The sequence below is a fragment of the Gemmatimonadaceae bacterium genome, assembly GCA_036496605.1.
In the GTDB taxonomy this organism is placed as follows: domain Bacteria; phylum Gemmatimonadota; class Gemmatimonadetes; order Gemmatimonadales; family Gemmatimonadaceae; genus AG2.
This window is the reverse complement of sequence record DASXKV010000001.1, coordinates 1-19,308: the sequence shown is the minus strand read 5'-3', so window position 1 is coordinate 19,308 and position 19,308 is coordinate 1. Positions and strand designations below refer to the sequence as shown.

Annotated in this window: 18 protein-coding genes; 11 read left to right on the top strand and 7 right to left on the bottom strand. The window is 63.6% G+C overall.

Annotated features, from left to right (window positions below; genetic code table 11):
* The first annotated feature begins 1 nt into the window (after position 1).
* From VGH98_00090 to VGH98_00050, 9 genes are all read left to right on the top strand, one after another.
* Entirely contained in the window at positions 2 to 796 is a 795-nt protein-coding gene (locus VGH98_00090) for an ABC transporter ATP-binding protein (GenBank protein HEY2374345.1), read from the top strand.
* A gap of 79 nt (positions 797 to 875) precedes the next feature.
* Positions 876 to 2,117, top strand: a complete 1,242-nt coding sequence (locus VGH98_00085) for an ABC transporter permease (GenBank protein ID HEY2374344.1) — start codon at positions 876 to 878, stop codon at positions 2,115 to 2,117.
* Between the two features lie 10 nt (positions 2,118 to 2,127).
* Positions 2,128 to 3,384: an ABC transporter permease gene (locus VGH98_00080; protein ID HEY2374343.1), complete on the top strand. Its 1,257-nt coding sequence runs from the start codon at positions 2,128 to 2,130 to the stop codon at positions 3,382 to 3,384.
* A gap of 111 nt (positions 3,385 to 3,495) precedes the next feature.
* Entirely contained in the window at positions 3,496 to 4,737 is a 1,242-nt protein-coding gene (locus VGH98_00075; GenBank protein ID HEY2374342.1) for an ABC transporter permease, read from the top strand.
* Positions 4,738 to 4,741: 4 nt separating this feature from the next.
* Entirely contained in the window at positions 4,742 to 6,013 is a 1,272-nt protein-coding gene (locus VGH98_00070; protein ID HEY2374341.1) for an ABC transporter permease, read from the top strand.
* Between the two features lie 77 nt (positions 6,014 to 6,090).
* Positions 6,091 to 7,383, top strand: a complete 1,293-nt coding sequence (locus VGH98_00065; GenBank protein ID HEY2374340.1) for an ABC transporter permease — start codon at positions 6,091 to 6,093, stop codon at positions 7,381 to 7,383.
* The gene (locus tag VGH98_00060) at positions 7,380 to 8,678 is read left to right on the top strand and encodes an ABC transporter permease (GenBank protein HEY2374339.1); all 1,299 of its coding nucleotides are present in this window, start codon (positions 7,380 to 7,382) and stop codon (positions 8,676 to 8,678) included. Before VGH98_00065 ends, VGH98_00060 begins: the two co-directional genes overlap by 4 nt.
* Positions 8,679 to 8,773: 95 nt before the next feature.
* On the top strand, positions 8,774 to 9,493 hold the full coding sequence (gene bshB1, locus VGH98_00055) for a bacillithiol biosynthesis deacetylase BshB1 (GenBank protein HEY2374338.1): 720 nt from the start codon (positions 8,774 to 8,776) through the stop codon (positions 9,491 to 9,493).
* The gene (locus VGH98_00050; GenBank protein HEY2374337.1) at positions 9,490 to 10,281 is read left to right on the top strand and encodes a tryptophan 2,3-dioxygenase family protein; all 792 of its coding nucleotides are present in this window, start codon (positions 9,490 to 9,492) and stop codon (positions 10,279 to 10,281) included. Before bshB1 ends, VGH98_00050 begins: the two co-directional genes overlap by 4 nt.
* 797 nt (positions 10,282 to 11,078) lie before the next feature.
* On the opposite strand, the gene VGH98_00045 is transcribed toward VGH98_00050, so the two are convergent.
* Entirely contained in the window at positions 11,079 to 11,867 is a 789-nt protein-coding gene (locus tag VGH98_00045; GenBank protein HEY2374336.1) for a hypothetical protein, read from the bottom strand.
* Positions 11,868 to 11,947: 80 nt separating this feature from the next.
* Here VGH98_00045 and VGH98_00040 point away from each other — a divergent pair, with 80 nt between their 5' ends.
* Complete coding sequence (locus tag VGH98_00040) at positions 11,948 to 13,129, top strand: cysteine desulfurase family protein (protein ID HEY2374335.1); 1,182 nt, start codon at positions 11,948 to 11,950, stop codon at positions 13,127 to 13,129.
* A 2-nt stretch (positions 13,130 to 13,131) separates the two neighbouring features.
* Positions 13,132 to 14,232, top strand: a complete 1,101-nt coding sequence (mnmA, locus tag VGH98_00035) for a tRNA 2-thiouridine(34) synthase MnmA (GenBank protein ID HEY2374334.1) — start codon at positions 13,132 to 13,134, stop codon at positions 14,230 to 14,232.
* Here mnmA and VGH98_00030 read toward each other — a convergent pair.
* The 6 genes from VGH98_00030 to VGH98_00005 all read right to left on the bottom strand — a co-directional run bounded on the left by VGH98_00030 (position 14,229) and on the right by VGH98_00005 (position 19,279).
* Entirely contained in the window at positions 14,229 to 14,546 is a 318-nt protein-coding gene (locus tag VGH98_00030) for a hypothetical protein (GenBank protein ID HEY2374333.1), read from the bottom strand. The genes mnmA and VGH98_00030 overlap by 4 nt on opposite strands.
* 52 nt (positions 14,547 to 14,598) lie before the next feature.
* Positions 14,599 to 15,729 carry a J domain-containing protein gene (locus tag VGH98_00025; protein ID HEY2374332.1) on the bottom strand — a complete coding sequence of 377 codons (1,131 nt, stop codon included), beginning with the start codon at positions 15,727 to 15,729 and terminating at the stop codon, positions 14,599 to 14,601.
* A 16-nt stretch (positions 15,730 to 15,745) separates the two neighbouring features.
* Positions 15,746 to 16,348 (bottom strand): nucleotide exchange factor GrpE, encoded by a 603-nt coding sequence (locus tag VGH98_00020; GenBank protein ID HEY2374331.1) that lies wholly within the window; start codon positions 16,346 to 16,348, stop codon positions 15,746 to 15,748.
* A 131-nt stretch (positions 16,349 to 16,479) separates the two neighbouring features.
* Complete coding sequence (locus VGH98_00015; GenBank protein ID HEY2374330.1) at positions 16,480 to 17,739, bottom strand: competence/damage-inducible protein A; 1,260 nt, start codon at positions 17,737 to 17,739, stop codon at positions 16,480 to 16,482.
* 27 nt (positions 17,740 to 17,766) lie between these two features.
* The gene (locus VGH98_00010) at positions 17,767 to 18,459 is read right to left on the bottom strand and encodes a CDP-alcohol phosphatidyltransferase family protein (GenBank protein ID HEY2374329.1); all 693 of its coding nucleotides are present in this window, start codon (positions 18,457 to 18,459) and stop codon (positions 17,767 to 17,769) included.
* A gap of 142 nt (positions 18,460 to 18,601) precedes the next feature.
* Complete coding sequence (locus tag VGH98_00005; protein HEY2374328.1) at positions 18,602 to 19,279, bottom strand: ADP-ribosylation factor-like protein; 678 nt, start codon at positions 19,277 to 19,279, stop codon at positions 18,602 to 18,604.
* Between the last annotated feature and the right edge of the window lie 29 nt (positions 19,280 to 19,308).

Genomic DNA, 19,308 nt, shown 5'->3' with positions numbered 1-19,308 from the left:
CGTGAACCAGGAGATCGTCGAGCCAGCGATGGGGACGACCGCCGAACGGCGGATCGTCGTCGAAGCAGCGGGGGAGGCGCCGGAGAAGCGATGGGTGATCGTGACGCGCGGCATCAAGCGCGATTACGACATGGGCGGCGAAGTCGTGCGCGCATTGCGTGGCGTCGACATCGCCATTGGCCGTAACGAGTACGTCGCCATCATGGGCCCCTCCGGCTCGGGCAAGTCGACGCTGATGAACCTCATCGGCTGTCTCGACACGCCGACGGCTGGTGAGTATTGGCTCAACGGCACGCTTGTGTCACGCATGACTGATGACGAGCTGGCGCGCGTCCGCAACAAAGAGATTGGATTCGTCTTCCAGACGTTCAATCTGCTCCCCCGCGCGACGGCGCTGCATAACGTGGAGCTTCCGCTCGTGTACGCGGGGGTCGCCGCCGACGAGCGAAAGCGCCGCGCGAAACATGCGCTCGCGCAGGTGCAGCTCGAGAACCGCATGGACCACAAGCCGAACGAGCTCTCCGGCGGTCAGCGGCAGCGCGTCGCCATCGCGCGCGCGCTCGTGAACAATCCGTCGATCCTGCTGGCAGACGAGCCGACCGGAAACCTCGACTCGCAGACGTCGGAAGAGATCATGAAGGTGTTCGAGTATCTCGCGAACAATGGTCAGACGGTGATCATGGTAACGCACGAGCAGGACATTGCTGCGCATGCTCGGCGCGTCGTCGTGCTGCGCGACGGTCTCGTGTCGTCCGATGATCGGCGCGAGGCGTTCACAGCGCGCGTGGGACTATGAGCAGAGGGTGGAGGGCAGAGAGCAGAGGGTGAACCGCCGCCCTTCTACCCACCGCCCTCAACTCGCCGCCCTGCCATCCATGCCTCTTTTCGAAGCCGTTCGCCTCGCTCTGGGTACGCTGCGCGTGCAGAAGCTCAAGAGCTTCTTCACGCTCATCGGCGTCACGATCAGCGTGATGTTCCTGATCGCCGTCGTCTCGATCGTGCAGGGGATGAATCGCTACGTGGAGGAGGATTTCGCCGGGAAGTTCCTCGGCGTGAATACGTTCAACCTGCGCAGGTTCCCGGACATTCAGAACGACGTCACCGAGGACGAGTGGAAGGCGTGGCAGCGGCGGCCGAAGATCCAGGTCGACGACGCGCTCGCGGTGCGAGAGGCATTACCGCCCGGGTCGCGGTGGGCGATGCACGACGTCACGCGTACCGATGCGAGCTCGCCATTCGCGCAAGGCGGCCCCAAGGTCATGGCTGAAGCAGCGACGCCAGAGTACTTCCTGATCAAGGATCTCGCGCTCTCGAAAGGACGCGTGTACAACGAGCAGGAGGATGCGCTTGGTGCGCCGGTGATCGTCATCGGTCAGGAGGTTGCCGAGCGGTATTTCCCAAGTCTCGATCCGATCGGCCGCGAGATTCGCATTCACCGCTTCCCGTTCACTGTCATCGGCGTTCTCGAGAAACAGGGCACGGTATTCGGGTTGGCGCTGGATCGTCAGGTCATCGCGCCATTCCATTCGGAGATGTCACGCATCACCGGCGCGCGGAACAATCTTTACGGCGTCGTGGTGCAGGCTCCGAATCCGGCGGCGTTCGGTGGTCTCGAGGAGATCGTGCGGGAGTTGATGCGGAAGCGCCATCGTCTCGGACCCGCCGAAGGCGACGACTTCGTGCTCGAGAGCTCGGAGTCGGCGCTGAGCCAGTGGCGGACGATCCGCAAGTTCATGGTGATGGCGGGCATTTTCTTGCCGGCGATCGGGCTCGTCGTTGGCGCGATCGTGATCATGAACATCATGCTCGTCGCCGTCGCCGAGCGGACGCGGGAGATTGGAATCCGCAAGTCGCTAGGTGCGCGCCGGCGTGATATCCTCGCGCAGTTCCTCGTGGAATCGGCGACGTTGAGCTCAATGGGCGCACTCATCGGCGTCGGCCTCGGGGTGACGCTCGCGGAGGTGGTGGCAAAGGTATCCCCGCTGCCGGCGGCCGTCGCGCCATGGTCGATCGTACTCGCCGTCGCCGTCGGCGGCGGCGTTGGCGTCGTTGCCGGCGCGTATCCGGCCAGCCGGGCGTCGCGCCTCGACCCGATTCTCGCGATGCGCAGCGAATGAGGAACTACTCATGACGCGATCCATCACGAACACGTTGTACCAGCTCACCGAAGGCATCTTCATCGCCTTCGACGCAATTCGCACGAACAAGGTACGCGCCGGCCTCACCATTCTCGGCATCGCGGTCGGCGTGTTCGTCGTGACGGTGATGTCGGCGGCGGTGCACGGCATCAACTCGGGCGTCTCGCGAAGTCTCGCTGCTGCCGGGCCGACGACGTTCTTCGTCTCCCGTTGGCCAGCCGAGTTCACCTCGTGCGACGGCGGTGGCGAGTCCTGTCCCTGGATTCGCTTCCGTCCGCTCACGCTCGACCAGGCCCACGAGATTCAGCAACTGCCGATGGTGAAGGACGTGAGCGCGTCGATCGAAACGTCGGCGAGCACGAAGTACGCGGATCGCGAGCTGCCTGGAGTAGGAGTGACCGGCTACTCGACCAACTGGTTCGACATGGCGGGTGGCGATATTACCAGCGGTCGGAACTTCACCTCGTCCGAATACGACGCGGCCGCGCCCGTCGTCCTCGTGAACGACAAGGTCGTTGAGCGTTTGTTCAACGGCGAGGAAGCAGTCGGGAAGGAGATTCGCCTCAACGGCGAGCTGTTCACGGTCATTGGCGTCTACAACCCGATCCCGAACCTCTTCGACAGCGGCGACAAGGGGAAGCTGATCGTTCCCATCACCACCGCGCAGCGCCGGTTGAACGTGAGCCTCTGGTGGCTGGAGCTCTCGGTGAAGCCCCGAGACGGCGTCGATCGGGACGCCGCGATGGACGAGACCATCGCAACGCTGCGCGCCGCCCGGCATCTCCGACCTGGGCAGACGAACGACTTCTTCACCACGACACCCGAGAAGATTCTCGCGCTCTACAACAAGATCGTCGGAATGTTCTTTCTCGTGATGATGGTGCTCTCGGCGATCGGGTTGCTGGTCGGCGGCGTTGGCGTGGTCGCCATCATGATGATCTCGGTGACCGAGCGGACGCGCGAGATCGGCGTGCGCAAGGCGTTAGGCGCGACGCGCCGCCTGATTCTCTGGCAGTTCCTCGTCGAAGCGGCGACGCTGACAACGGTCGGAGCGATCGTCGGACTGATCATTGGCGGCACCCTCACGCTCGTCATTCGCAGCCTGACCCCGATCGACGCGTCCACGCCTCCGATCGCCATCGTCGCCGCGCTCGCATCGAGCGCAATCGCGGGCGTGCTGTTCGGCATGCTCCCCGCCTTCCGGGCATCGCGCTTGGATCCGGTGGAAGCACTTCGATATGAGTGAGTGCCAGGTGATTGGTTGTTGGTTGTTGGTGAGAGGAGAAGGCCGGCGAGCTCTGCTCGCCGGCTGAGACAGGGGCACCAATCACCAACGACCAATCACCGACAACCATTGATGTCTCTCCTCGAAGCCGTCCGCCTAGCGCTTGCACAGATCCGCGTGCAGAAGCTCAAGAGCTTCTTCACGCTCGCGGGCGTGACGATCGGCGTCATGTTCCTCATCACTGTCGTTTCGATCGTCGAGGGCATGAGCCGATATGTCGAGAACGACTTCATCGGTCGCATCCTCGGGGCCAATACGTTCACCCTGCGGCGCTTCCCCTGGTTCGGCAACAACACCACGCGCGAGCAGTGGCGCGAGTGGCAGAAACGACCGCCCTTCTACCAGAAGGATGTGCGCGCGATCGTCGCCGTGCTGCCTAACGGGACGCGTTGGGCCGTCGAGAGCCAGGAGAATCTCTGGGCGACGTCGCCGTACGCGCGCCCGCGTCAGGTTGAAGCACACGCGGTCGATGGCGACTACTTCACGATAAAGAAGTACGATCTGAGCAGCGGACGGGCGTTCACCCAACAGGAAGTCGAGCTCGGCGCTCCCGTCGTCGTCATTGGCGACGAAGTGGCCAAGTTCTTCTTCCCGGGCCTCAACGCTATCGGCCGCGAGCTCCGAATCGGCAGCATGCCGTACTCGATCATCGGCGTCATCGAGCATCAGGGCTCCCTGTTCGGCATGTCGATGGACAAGATGGTCATCGCGCCGTTCAGCTCACCGATGCATCGGCTCACCAATCCTCGTGGAGACATCGACGGATTGATGGTGCAGTCGGCGTCGCAGCTCCTCATGTACGACTCGATGGAGAACGTACGCGAGTTCCTCCGTGGCTTCCGGCATCTGCGACCCGTCCAGCCCGACGACTTTGCCATGGAAACGTCGGAGACGGCGCTCGTGGCGTTCGAGAAGACGCGCAAGGTGATGACGGTCGCGGGGACCGCCCTGCCCTTCGTCGGACTGATCGTCGGCGGACTCGTGATCATGAACATCATGCTCGTCGCCGTCGCCGAGCGAACGCGCGAGATCGGGATCCGCAAATCGTTAGGCGCTCGGCGCCGCGACATCCTGGGCCAGTTTCTCGTCGAGGCGGCGACGTTGAGCACGCTCGGCGCGCTGATCGGCATTGCGCTGGGTATCGCGATCGCCAAGGGAATCTCCTGGAAGTTCCCGTTCCTCCCCGCCGCCGTCGCACCCTGGTCGCTCGTCGCCGCCACCATGCTGGGCCTCGTCGTCGGCATCGTTTCGGGCGTCTATCCCGCCCGGCGCGCCTCGCTGCTCGATCCGATCGAGGCGCTTCGACAGGAGTGATGAGATGCGCATTCTGAATCGACTGCTGCTCGCGTTCGAAGGCGTTACGCTCGCGATCGACTCGATGCGATCCAACAAAGTCCGCGCGATGCTCACGATCATGGGCGTGGCGGTCGGCGTCTTCGTTGTCGTCGCGCTCTCGTCCGTCGTGCGCGGTATCAATGAGAGCTTCGCGCGAGACGTCGAGGCGGCCGGCCCAACGTCCTTCTTCATCTATCGACGGAACATCGCCGCGTTCCAAGCGTGTGATGGTACTGACGAAACCTGTCCCGATCGACGCAACCCTCCGATCACGATCGACGAAGCAAACGCGATCGAGCGGCTGCCGAGCATCCTGGCGGTGACCTCGCACGTCGCCAACGGCGGCACGTTCAAGTACAAGGATCGTGAGCTCAACGCGGGCATGGAAGCGTACACGCCGAATTGGACGGACGTCGACGGCGGCGACATCTATCCGGGGCGAAGTTTCACGTACGCCGAGAACGCGAATGCCGCCCCGGTCGTCGTCATCAACGACAAGATGGCGGAGATGCTCTACGGGGATTCCGATCCGATCGACAAGGACCTAACGATCAACGGCGTCCCATTTCGAGTGATCGGTCTGTACCACTACATGGCAAGTCCGATGGGCACGCCGACGTCCGCGGGCGGCGGGGATTCGCCAAAAGCGATTCTTCCCTGGGAGACCGCGCGGCGTCATCTGAGCTTCTGGATGCGCGGCAACAATCTGATCGTGAAGCCGCGAGCCGGAGTCAGCGTCGACGAAGCGACAGACGAAGTCACGGCACAGTTTCGTGCGATGCGCAGTCTGGGTCCGAGTGAGCCCAATAACTTCGCCATCGTTACGCAGGACCGTCTGCTGGAGACGTACAACAAGCTGTTCGGAACGTTCTTCCTTGTCGGGATTTCCCTGTCGGCGGTCGGACTTCTCGTGGGCGGCGTCGGGGTGGTCGCCATCATGATGATCTCGGTCACCGAGCGCACGCGAGAAATCGGCATTCGTAAGGCGCTCGGCGCAACGCGCGGGACGATTCTCTGGCAATTCCTCGTCGAAGCCGTGACACTCACGGCGATGGGCGCCGCGGTCGGGCTCGTGCTCGGTATTGTCGTCGCCGTCGTCGTCCGCACGAAATGGCCGGCGATACCAGCGTCCACGCCGATGACGTCGATCGCCGCGGCACTCGGTATGAGCGCCCTGACGGGCGTGGTTTGCGGTATCATGCCCGCCTATCGCGCCGCGCGATTGGATCCGATCGAGGCACTCCGGTACGAGTGAGTGGTGCGAGTGGCGAGTGGCGCCGCCACGTTGCTCCAGAAGAACGTTGTAGCATGTCGCGAAAAAGAGCGGTAAGCTTGCTTACCGCTCTTCGCGTGTACTCGGTACTGGCCACTCGTCGCTTCCACGTGCGCTTCGACGATGTTCTCCTGACGGCGTTCCGGCAGCTGCGGGCGAATAAACTTCGCTCGTTTTTCACGTTGCTCGGCATCATTGTCAGCGTGGCCTTTCTCGTCGCCGTCGTCGCGATCATCCAGGGGATGAACGCGTACGTCAAAGAGAATATCGCCGACAATGTGGTCGGCACGAACACCTTCGAGGTGCGACGCATGCCGGCACGCGTCGGACTCTTCAACGAGGATGATTGGCGCGTTGTGCTCCGACGCCCGAAGATCACACCCGAAGACGCGGCGGGGGTGCGACAGGCGCTCCCCGAGGCGACGGCGATCAGTCTGACGTCGGGTTATCCAACGCCGCAATCGGACATCGTCTGGGGCGATCGCACGTTAGGCGATGTGCTCGTTTTCGGCATCACGCCGGACTACCAGGTCGTGAAGGATTACCGTTTCTCGTCGGGTCAACCGCTCAGCGACGTGGACGTGCGCGAGCGACGCTACGTCTGTGTGGTCGGCGCCGAGATCGCGGAGAAGCTGTTCGAGACGATCGATCCGGTGGGCCGTCAGATTCGTATCCACGGAGATCTCTTCACGATCGTTGGCGTCGTCGCGCGAAAAGGAAAGATCCTCGGCCAGTCGTTCGACGGCTTCGTGATGCTTCCGTTCTCCACGTTCGAGTCGATGTACGGCCGGCGCCAGACGACGACGATCTCCGTGAAGATGCCGGATGCGACCATGGTCGGAGACGCCATGGCACGAGCGCAGGAGGCGATGCGTATTGCGCATCGCCTGAAACCTAACGATGGCGATAATTTCTCGATCGAGACGTCCGACGCGCTGATCAGCTTCTGGAAGAGCCTGACGAGCGTGCTGTTCAGCGTCGTTCCGGCGGTCGTCGGCATCGGCATTCTCGTCGGCGGCATCGTCATCATGAACATCATGCTGATGTCGGTTCGTGAGCGCACCCACGAGATCGGGCTGCGCAAGTCGGTGGGCGCGACCCGACGCGACATCCAGGCGCAATTCCTCGCCGAGGCGGTGATGCTGGCAACGCTCGGCGGTGCCACGGGTGCGCTCGGCGGCTGGCTGTTCTCGACGGCGATCGCCGCGGTGTCGCCGCTGCCGGCTCGCGTCACGACCTGGTCCGTCGTGATGGCATTGTCGTTAGGCGCCGGCGTCGGCGTTCTGTTCGGGGTCTACCCGGCGACTCGAGCGGCGCGTCTCGATCCAGTCACCGCGCTGAGGGCGGAATGATGGCGTCCAAAGCCCCTCGCGAACGTACCGTGGTGCGGCGCGCCGCGTGGATCAGATTCCTCGCCAATCTCCGCGAGACGATCACGCTCTCGTTCGATTCGCTGCGCGCGAACAAGCTTCGTTCGGGGCTCACGGTACTCGGAGTGGTGATCGGCGTCTCGGTCGTCATGGCGATGGCGTCGATCGTCCAGGGGATTCGCGATCAGATCGTGGAAACGATCGAGATTGCGGGCCCGACGACGTTCTACGTGATGAAAGTCTTTTCGCAGACCCCGCTCAATCCGGACCGGCTCCCGAAGTGGATTCGCGTTCGCCCCGATCTGACGCGAGATGAAGCCGAGCGCATCGCTACCCTCCCGATGATCGCGTACGCGAGCATCTGGGCGCAGGTGATCCAGCGCGTCGAATACAATGGGGTGCGCACGCAGCCGCAGGCCATCATGGGAGCGGACGACGGCTTCACCGAGATTCAAGGTGGCGATCTCGCCTCGGGCCGGTGGTTCACCCACGCCGAGCTCACCAGCGGCGCCGCGGTCGTCGTGCTCGACGCCGACGTGTCTCGAAAGGTTTTCGGGGCGGTCTCGCCACTCGATAAACTCGTTAGGCTCGGCGGTCGTCCGGCGCGTGTCGTCGGTATCTACCAACCGGCGGCGAACATCTTCAAACCCCCAGGTCAGGAGATCGCTGGAATCGTGCCGTTTGCGATGCTCGATCATCAGTTCACGATCGACAAGACCGTCGCGCTGTACATACCGGTGAAGCCGAATCCCGGAGTCACGGTCATCGATGCACAGGAAGCGGTGACGATTGCGCTGCGCGAGATGCGGCGCCTCCGTCCGGCGGACCATAACACCTTCGACATGATCACGCAGGATCAGATACTCGATGTGTTCAACAAGCTGACGGGTGTCTTCTTCCTCGTGATGATCGCGCTCTCGGGAGTCGCGTTGCTGGTCGGCGGGATCGGCGTGATGGCGGTGATGATGATCAGCGTGACGGAGCGAACGCGCGAGATCGGTGTGCGCAAAGCGGTCGGTGCGACGCGCGCCGACATTCTCTTGCAGTTCCTCTTCGAAGCAGCGACCCTCACTGGCGCCGGCGGCGTGATTGGGATTCTCGTCGGACTCGGGCTCGGCCGCGTGATCACACTTCTGATGCACGTCCACGCGGTTCCGCCGTTGAATCTCACCGCGGTGGCCGTGCTGGTGTCGGTGTCGCTCGGGCTCGTGTTCGGTCTTCTCCCGGCGCGGCGCGCGGCGCGACTCGATCCAATCGATGCGTTGCGGTACGAATAACCGATGTGAGATGCGTAGCGGCAATTGGGGCTGGAAGGTAAGCTTCGCCGCGGAAGGGACGACACTCAACGCCCAACGCACTACGCTCTACGACCGTGACCGACGTTGATCTGCTCGCCATCGCCGCGCATCGCGACGATGTCGAGCTGACGTGTGGCGGAACGCTCATCAAGGCGGCGCGCCAGGGTTACCGCACAGCCGTGATCGATCTCACGCAAGGTGAGATGGGAACCCGCGGCTCGGTGGCGATGCGCGCCGCCGAGGCGAGTCGTGCCGCCGAGATTATGGGACTGGCGGCGCGCGAGAATCTCGATCTCCCCGATGCGGGAATCGTCAATGATCCACCGACGCGCGAGCGACTCGCCCGAGTCATTCGTCGATTCCGGGCGCGCGTCGTGATCGCGCCGGCGCCGACCGGCCGACATCCCGATCACATCGTGACGTCGCAGCTGGTGCGCGATGCCTGTTTTGTTGCCGGCCTGGCCAAGCTGGCGCCCGATGTGCCGAAGCATCGGCCGCACAAAGTCGTACACACGCTGTCCTTTCGGCAGGATGCGCCGAAGCCGACGTTCGTCGTCGACGTCAGCGAGGACTTCGATCGCAAGATGGACGCGGTGCGCTGCTACGATTCGCAGTTCGGCGGCGTCACGCAGGCGGGAGAGGTCTACCCCAACGGTGAGCCGCTGTACGACATGGTTCGACACTATGCCGCGTACTATGGCTCGCTGATCCGGCGTCGGTTTGGTGAGCCGTTCCTTGCCGTCGAGACGATGCTCGTGGACGACATCGTCGCACTCGAGGTCGCGACCTTTTGAGCTCATCCAAACGATCGCGCGCTCGTAAGGCGCCGGCATCTCGAGGCGACGATGAGGGCATCGACTACGGGAGCTATCTCGCACTGGACGAGCTGCTCGCGCTCCAGCGGCCGCGATCGACGCCCGAGCACCCCGATGAGTTGTTGTTCATCGTCGTGCATCAAGCGAGTGAGCTCTGGTTCAAGGCGATCCTCTTCGATCTGGACCAGCTGACCGTTGCGCTCGAACGTTTTGACGCCGGCCGGTCGCTGTGGCACATGGGCCGGCTCAACGCGCTGATGCGCATCGTGTCGGCACAGCTGGACTCGCTCGAGACGCTGCCGCCGCAGCACTTCGCCCAGTTTCGCGGGTATCTTGGCGCGTCGAGTGGGTCGCAAAGCGTGCAGTTCCGCGCGATCGAAGCAGCGTCTGGTTTACGAGATGCTCATTTCATGCACGCGCTCGAGGAGCATGGGCCGATCCCGCCGCTCGTTCAACGCTGCGTGGCGCGACCAACCCTCCAGGATCTCTTCTGCCGGCTCCTCGCGAAGGAGAAGACGACGCTCGAGCAGCTGTACGTCGGTCCGGGGCCGAGCCTCCTCTTCTTCCTCGCCGAGGCGTTGCTCGAATACGAACAGCAGTTCGCGCAGTGGCGATTCAAGCATGTACAACTGGTCGAGCGCATCATCGGTCCAACGACCGGCGGCACGGGAGGTACCCTCGGCGCCCGGTATCTGCAGCACACGATCAATCAGCGGTTCTTTCCCGAGCTCTGGGCGGTACGGGGGAAGTTTTACAAGAGGGGCTAGGGTCAGCGTAATCGAGTTATTGATAGCGGAGCCGCTCGCTCCTGGGGCCCACTCCAGACTGCCCCGACGGCTCCTCCAAGCTATGCCGCGTGCAGAGTCCAGGGTTTCTTGGACGCGAATCACGCGAAGGCGGTCGAATCGAATCCAGCTACCTGCGACTCCATCGTTCTTTTGATGGAGTCGACGAAGCGATGGAGCTTTGTGTCTTGTGGGATTCGCCCCTCATTCGCGCCATGCGCGTCCCGACAGCTGTCCGAGCCTGCCCTGCGCCTACTATCGGACGCACGGAACTCTGGAGCGACCCCTCCTCCGTCGGCAGCTACGACGACCTCCAGGCCGCGTCCCGCTCGTTGCGACAGCTGCTGACGCAGGATGCCGAGACTTCACCGCCGTCGATCGCTCGCTCTGGTTCGATCGCATCGAGGCGGTGCGCAAGCGCTACCACGTCGTGCTCCTGCGCCTCGACTCCGGCAAAACAGGCGAACGTTCCAACTCCCAAGGCGAACGCTCCAACTCCCAAGGCGAACGCTCCAACTCCCGAGGCGAACGCTCCAACTCCCGAGGCGAACGAGGTAATTGCTCGCAGTCACGCTGACTAGTCGGCAGGCGAAGGTCGCATTTCCCAACACGAACGCGGCTTCACCCGACACGAACGCGGCTTTCCTCGAGACGAAGGCGGCTTTCCTCGACACGAACGCGGCTTCCCTCGAGGCGACTTCTAACTTTCGGGGGGCAGGGCTTCCGTCCCGTGGTCGCTATCCCCCGAATTCCCATAACGCACGCTAGCCCCTATTCCCCTATCCGCGTCTGCGAGGCCCGACCCAGGCTCCCGCATAGATCGTGATCACATTTGCCGAGCCGTAGAACGGCGACACGACAGCTGCGCCGTTCGATAGGCTGCTCAACGAGCGGTCATTCGCGTAGTGCGCGCGTGCATTACGACGAAATCGTACGCCGATATCGAACGCGCCGGAACGTGCGTTCCGAGGACCGATGCGGAGCCCGATGCCCGTGCTCCAGGCGAAGTTTTCCGCGCCGAAGATCGTTCGATCGTCACCACCGTCGCCGTCGTACTGCGGTGGCCTGACGTTCATCGTGCTCCGGAAATACGACAACCCCGCGGTGGCGAAGGCGTACGGTCGAACAGTGCCACGGCCCGCCGTCACTTCGGGACCGAAGTCGAGTGAGTACATCTGGTGCTGCCGCACCGCGTAGGAGACGTCCGTACTCCCCTCGTAGATCCCGAATTCATCGTACTGGGGGACATTCACGTCGCCGCTGACATAGCCATAGGCGAGAAAGCCGCCCTCGAGACGTAGTGCGAAATGTCGCGCGCGATCGAGCGCGTAGGCTCCCTGGAGGCCGAAGCCACCGCCACCATCTTCATTTCGGTGAAACGCGCCGACCGGAACGCCCCAACCGGCGAAGATCGATCCCGACAGCGGATCGCTCCTGCTTGGCTGCTCTTCGGGCGCGGGCGGAGAAAGATCGATCGGTGGCCGATCGGGAGTCTTCTGTCCGTGTAGCCGGGTGGAGAGGAGAAACACGAGCAGCAGGGCGAGCGGGTGCATGCGGGGCATAGGCATATGCGCGCCTTGGTTGTGTCCCAAAGTACAGCCCTGATACACGCGCTGAAAAGAAGTGTTCGACGCGCTATATTCTTGCCATGCCTGAGCCTATCTATCTCGATCACGCGGCGACGACGCCGGTTCGGCCCGAGGTGCGCGAGGCGATGGAGCCGTTCTTCGGTCCGCGTTTCGGAAACCCGTCGAGCATCCATCGCTGGGGACGCGAAGCCCGCGTAGCGCTCGATGAGGCGCGAGAACGCGTCGCCGCCTGTCTTGGAGCACGCACTGACGAGATCTGCTTCACCTCCGGCGGCACCGAGTCCGACAACCTCGCGGTCCTTGGCGGCTGGCGCGCGCGACGGAGTGAAGGGCGTAACGCGGTGGTCAGCACGCCGATCGAGCATAAGGCAGTGCTCGCGGCCGTGCACCAGGCGGGTCGCGAGGGCGCAGAGGAGCGACTCTGCCAGATGACGCGCGACTGCGTCGTGGACACGAGCTCGTTCGATCGGCTCGTCGGTGACGACGTCGCGATCGCATCGGTGATGTGGGTGAATAACGAGATCGGGACGATTCAGCCGATCGACCAGCTGGCGGCGACCGCTAACGCGCGCGGCGTGCTCTTTCACACCGACGCAGTTCAGGCGTATGGAAAGGTGGAGATCAATGCCGGCGCGATGCCATTCGATTTCCTCTCCATCTCCGGCCACAAGATTGGCGCCCCCAAGGGGTGCGGCGCGATGTTCGTTAGGCGCGGCACGCCGATCGAGCCGCTCTTTCATGGCGGCACGCAGGATCGCGGGCGACGTCCGGGGACGGAGAATGTCGCGATGGCGGTCGGCCTGGCGCGAGCCGCGGAGTTGACGCTTGCCGAGCGCGAGGAGGAGTGTCGACGTCTCACGACGCTCCGCGATCACCTCGAGCGGTTAATCACCGAGCAGGTACCGGACGCGATCGTCCACGGACGCGGGACGCGGCGCGCGCCACACATCTCGAGCATTTCGGTGCCCGGCACCGATAGCGAGTCGCTCTTGATTGCGCTCGATCTTCAGGGAATTGCATGTTCGGCGGGATCGGCGTGCCAGAGTGGAAGTGTGACGCCATCGCACGTGTTGACCGCGTGCGGCGTACGCCCCGACATCGCCAGCGCGGCGATTCGAATGAGCCTCGGAAGCCTAACGACCGACGCGGGCATCGAGCGCGTGGCGCAGGTTTTCCCGAATCTGGTCCGCAAGGCGCGCGGTCAGTCGCCGGCGGCACGGCCGCAGCCCGTCGGCGCCTGACGATGCCGGAGCGGGTGCTGGTCGCGATGTCCGGCGGCGTCGACTCGTCCGTCGCCGCGGCGTTGCTCGTCGAGCAGGGCTACGACGTCGTTGGCGCGACGATGAAGCTCTTCTGCTATGGCGACGATGGGCCCGATCGCCCCTGCTGCTCGCTGGATTCCATCAACGATGCGCGGCGCGTGTGTCAGCAGCTCGGCGTCCCGCATTACGTGCTCAATCTCGAGAGCGCATTTGGCCGCGACGTCGTCGGTAACTTCGTCGACGAGTACGCGCGCGGCCGCACGCCGATTCCGTGCGTTCGCTGCAACACGTTCACGAAGTTCCGCGACTTGCTGCGCAAGGCAGACGCCGTCGATGCACGCTGGATCGCGACGGGACACTACGCTCGCGTCGTCGACGGCGCCCTGCACCGCGGGCTCGATCCGCGAAAGGATCAGTCGTACTTCCTGTGGGGCATCCATCGCGACGTCGTTAGGCGGATGCTCCTGCCCGTCGGTTCGCGCACGAAGACGGAGACGCGCGCCGTCGCTCACGGCCTCGGGCTCGAGGTGGTGGCCGAGAAGACGGAGAGCCAGGACATCTGCTTCGTGCCCGACGGCGATCACACGAAGATCATCCGCAAGCATCTCGGCGCCGACGCTCCGTCACTCTCGGCCGGGCCCGTCGTGCTCTCCGATGGTCGTCGCGTTGGAACACATCAGGGCTTCGCGGGCTTCACCATCGGTCAGCGACGCGGCCTGCCCGGCGGCTTCCGCGAGCCGATGTACGTCGTCGCTATCCGCGCCGAGGATCGGGCGGTGGTCATCGGACCGCGCGAGGAGTTGCTCGGCCGCGGTCTCATCGCGCGCGAGCTGAATTGGCTCGGTGAGACGCCCGCCGTCGGCGCGCGCGTTTCGGTACAGGTGCGTCATCGTGCCCCGGCTGCGGCCGCCGAGATCGTTCGCCTAACGACAAACGAAGTCGAGTTGGCGCTCGACGAGCCCGTCGCCGCAATCACGCCGGGCCAGTCGGTGGTGGTCTACGACGAGGCGCGTGTTCTCGGCGGCGGCATTATCGAAGCCGCGCGGCACTCGCGATCACCGCTACCGATTCTCGCCGCCTAACACGACTCGTCGGATCGACGGCGGCCTTCGGTGGCGGTGGCGGTCACGGCCTGTTGCAGGCATTGGTCGAGCGCTGAGCTCGTCAGGGCGCGCCAGTCGTCAGGAATCGGGGCGAGCCGCCGCCGCTCGCCGTGCTCCGACTCGAATAGCAGCCACCCCTGACGCCGCTCAGGATGCGGGAGCATCGCCATCAATCGTTCGGAGTAGTCGAGTCGAGCGATTTCCGACACCATCCAGAGCGTGCCCGAAAAGTCGGTGAAATCCAGCGCACCATTGGCGTGACGCACGATGGATGGTCGAGTCGAGTCAGCCATGGAAAGGCTAATATGTCGACCAGCGAGCACGGCGGGGAGACCTCGGATTACGTCAATATTTGAGCCCGCTAGCTTCCGCAAACTCCTTCATCGCCCGCTCCTGGTCTTCGGTTAGCTTCTCCGGCACCTGGACGTCTACCTGCACGATGAGGTCGCCCTTGGCGCCCTCGCGCTCGATACCCTGGCCGCGGACGCGGAATCGCTTGCCGTTCGCGGTGCCAGGCGGAATGCGAATCGCCACGCGTTTTCCGTCGAGGGTCCGCACACTGATACGCGAGCCCAGCGTGGCCTGAGCGATGTTGATCGGTACCGGCGCAATGACGTCGAGGCCCTCGCGGCGGAAGAAGCGATCAGGCTCCACCTGAAACGCGATGAGCAGATCGCCCGGCGTACCGTTGTGCTGCCCGCGACCGCCCTGGCCCTTCAGGCGAATTCGCGATCCATCGTCCGTGCCCGGCGGCACGGTGATTAGAACTTTCTTACGCGTGCGCACTTCGCCGGCGCCGTTGCAGGTTGGGCAGCGCTCCGTCGGTACCTGTCCGCGACCGAGGCACATCGGACAAGGACGCTGCACGGCGAACCCGCCCTGGCCGAAGGAGATCGTACCGCGACCGTTGCACTCCGGACACGTCTGCAGCTTGGCGCCTGGCGCGGCACCCGAGCCGTGACAGGTCGGGCATTCTTCGTTGACCTCGAGCTCGACGGGCACTTTACCGCCCAGCGCTGCGACGCGGAACGGAACCTGGAGCTGCATCTCGATGTCCTGACCGCGCTCCGGAGTGCGACTACGAGTGCGACCCGTGTTTCCACTGCCGAACATCGAGCTGAAGATGTCTCCGAGCCCACCTAACCCGCCGATGTCGAAATCTTCGAAATGGAAATTTCCGCCACCAGGGAAACCACCCGTGGCCGTACCAGCACCCGGACGAGCTCCTGATCGCCCACCGAAGCCGCCGAATGCGCCCAGCTGCCGCATCTGGTCGTACTGCTTGCGGCGGTCGGCGTCGCCGAGCACCTGATACGCCTCGGAGATCTCCTTGAATCGATCTGCTGCTTTCGCGTCGTTCAGGTTCTTATCCGGATGATATCGCGCCGCAAGCTTTCGATACTGCTTCTTGATCTCGTCTTGCGTCGCGGAGGCGGAGACACCGAGCACCGCGTAAAAGTCTTTGTTTTGCGCCATGGCGCCTAGTACGTCCTCAGCCGTTCCACTGCTTCACAACGACACGTGCTGGCCGCAACAACTGGCCGTTGAACAAATAGCCCTGCTGATAGACTTTCGCGACGACGTGATCGTCTTCCGGCGCCAACGCTGGCTCAGTCGCAACTGCTTCCATCCTCGCGGGGTCGAAGGTCTGATCGACTGGATTGATGATCTCCAGCCCGACACCAGTCACCGTCTTCAACATCTTTCGCTCGACCATTGCGACGCCGTCCACGACCGTTTTCGTGTCCGTGGTCGCGGGATCGACATGCGCAAATCGCGCAAGATCGTCGAGCGCATCGAGTAGCCCGCGGAGCAATTCCGCCTGCCCGCGCAGCGACGCCTCCTGGCGCTCGCGCACGGACCGCTTGCGGTAGTTGTCGTACTCCGCGGCGAGTCGCAGGTATTTATCCTGCTGCTCCGCGAGTATGCGCTCCATCTCGGACTCGACGCTGGTATCCCCTTGCGGGTCGGGTGCGGTGCTTTCGGCAACCGGCTCGCCAGCGTCGTCACCAGCGACCGATGCGAATTCGTCAGTCATCGCGTCGCCCTGCTCAGCATTGGGGCGACGCGCAGGATCCTTGTCGGAACGATTCATCGTGAGTGGGTCCTCGCGAGCAAGCTCGCTTCTCGGCGCTGGAACGCGCTGGCAATCGATAGCAAGCGCGAGCATGCTGCAATATGAAAAGTTGCTCGGGGCAAGCGATGCGTGCAACCTCCATGCACGCCTCAATCACGCTCCAGCAAGGCTCGTCGTACAAGCTCGAGTGAGCTCTGAGTCGCACGACGGCGGATCTCTTCACGATCGCCGATGAGTCGGAGCTGCAGCGCTCGCGTATTCTCGGGCAAAGCGACCGCAATCCAGACTGTGCCAACGGGCTTCTCCGGCGTTCCGCCGCTGGGGCCGGCGACACCGGTGATGGAGATGCCGATGGTCGCCTCGAGCCGGCGACGCACGCCCTCTGCCATCTGTCGGGCTACCGGTTCGCTCACCGCGCCGTGTGAAGCGAGCGTGCTTTCATCGACTTCAAGAATGCGAACCTTCACGTCGTTGGCGTACGCGATCACGCCGCCGAGCACGACGTCGCTCGACCCAGCGATCGACGTCAACCGTGCACCCAGCAGTCCGCCTGTGCAGCTCTCGGCGACGGCAATCGTGTACCCCAACTGTCGACAGCGATCGAGCACGATGGAAGTGAGCTCTGTGTCGTCTTGAGCGTAGATGGACTTGCCAAGCGTCGAACGCAGAACCGCAGCGGCATTGCTCAGAGTTTCGTCGGCGCCGTCAGATGGAACGCCACGAATCGTAAGGCGCAGGTCAACGCCGTCGGCGCCGGGCAAGTATGCAAGTGCGACGGAGCCGAGCCGCTCCCGAATCGGATCGATCTGATCGGCGAGCAGCGACTCTGCAACTCCTGTCGTGCGCAGCGTCAGCGAGCGAACGACCGACGGGGCGCCTGCAGCCGCGGCTCGCTCCCGAAGAATGGGAAGAAGCGTATCGGCGAGCATGCCCTTCATTTCGCGAGGCACGCCTGGCAGCATCGCGACCCATCGTCCGCGCTCGTCATCGAGCCAGATACCGGGAGCGGAGCCGTGCTTGTTGACGAGCTTCGTCGCGCCCTCGGGGAGCATGGCTTGAGCCCGATTCGACTCGGGCATGCTGCGGTTGAAGCGCTGTAGCCAGCGTTTCTCCATCCAGACAACGTGCTCCTCGTCGAGACACATGCCGCGTCCGAAGAGCGCGGCGATCGAGGGCTTGGTGAGATCGTCGCTCGTAGGCCCGAGTCCGCCAGTCGTTATGACGGCGCCAGTTCGTTCGATCGCGTCTCCGACGGCGGCGGCGATGTCCTCGGCCACGTCACCGACGCTAGCGCGTCGTCGTATGCCGATACCGATCGACGCGAGCTCACGCGCGAGGTACGCGGCGTTCGTGTCGATCGTGAAGCCGAGCAGGAGCTCGTCGCCGATGGTTATGAGCTCTACGTCCATGTCCCGAAACGCGACGGCAGAGCCGTATCAGCCACGCGCGCGGGCCTGAACGAAGACGCGCCCGTAGCGGCTCACGTATAGCCACAGCGAGTAGAGCGTGAGCAGTACGGCAACGCTCATCACGATCGTTCCGACGGTTCCGATGAACAACGCCACGCCGTGCCAACCGGCGCCATGCCACTCTCGCGTCAATGCCATCGTCGCGACCACGAACCAGAAATACGCGGCACCTTGCCAGATGAGCTGAAAGATCGTCTTGACCTTTGCCGGCCCGATGGCCGCGATCACGACACCTCGTCGCGCGGCCGCCTGACGAAAGATCGTCATCGCCAATTCTCGCCCGAGGACGATGACGACGATCCACCACGGCAAGCTCATGTCACCCCACGGCGTGACGAAGGGCAGCGTGTGCGGAGACAGATCGCTCGTCGCGAACGAGGAGGCCGGCATCCCACTGTTGGCGCTCTGCATCAGCGCCCACATGGGCACGAACGTGCCGATGAGGAGGAGCTTGTCCGCGAGCGGATCGAGAAGCTTCCCGAGCGTCGTTTCCTGCTTTCGCGAGCGCGCGAGAACGCCGTCGGCATAGTCCGAGACGGCGGCGACAAGGAACAGGATGAACGCGATCATCCGTGGAGCAGTTGCGGGCCAAAAAGGGAGCCACGCAATCAGCGGCGTGATCGCGATGCGACCGACAGTCAACCCGTTCGGGAGATTCATTCGCGGCTGCTTCTGCTATCAGGTCGAAGCTATCGTGGAGCTCGACGTGTGCTTCGTACTGGTGTAGGGCAAAGCTCCGGACCCATCCTCAATTCTAGTCCGTTGCGCTGATAGCGAACAGGCGATCTTCGATCGCCAGCCGTCAGGCGAGCGACTTGAGAACCAACTTGCTGACCGCTTTCAAGGTATCGAATACGCCCTCGCCGGTGACGGCAACGGCGTCGAAGTACGGCGCATGCTCCACCCACTCCCCGCTTCCAAGCTGTTCCACGAGGTGCTCGCCAGCGTGGAAAGGATCCGGCGTCACGCGCATGCGCGACGCCTCGCCAACCTCCCAGCCAGGATTGAGCGCCGACTGAAGCTCGCGAATTGGCGCGGCGTTGGGCAAATCACGCTTGTTGTACTGAATCACGAAGGGCATGCGCGTCAGATCGTACCCGTACTCCGACATGTTGTCGTACAGGTTCTGCATGGCCTCCTGATTCGCCTCCAGCCGCTCCATCTGCGAGTCGCCGACGAAGACGATGCCGTCGACGCCTTTCAGAATCAGCTTGCGGCTCGCGTTGTAGTAGACCTGGCCGGGCACCGTGTAGAGGTGGAACCGGGTCTTGAATCCACGGATGGTGCCGAGGTCCACCGGAAGGAAATCGAAGAACAGGGTGCGCTCGGTCTCAGTGGCGAGGGAGATGAGCTTGCCGCGAGTGTCCGGCTCGACCTGGCCGTAGACGTGCTCGAGGTTCGTCGTCTTCCCCCCCAACCCGGGACCGTAGTACACGATCTTGCAGTTGATCTCGCGTGACGCGTAGTTGATCATCGACATGGCTGTCTTCCGCTATTGAAACAGCTTGT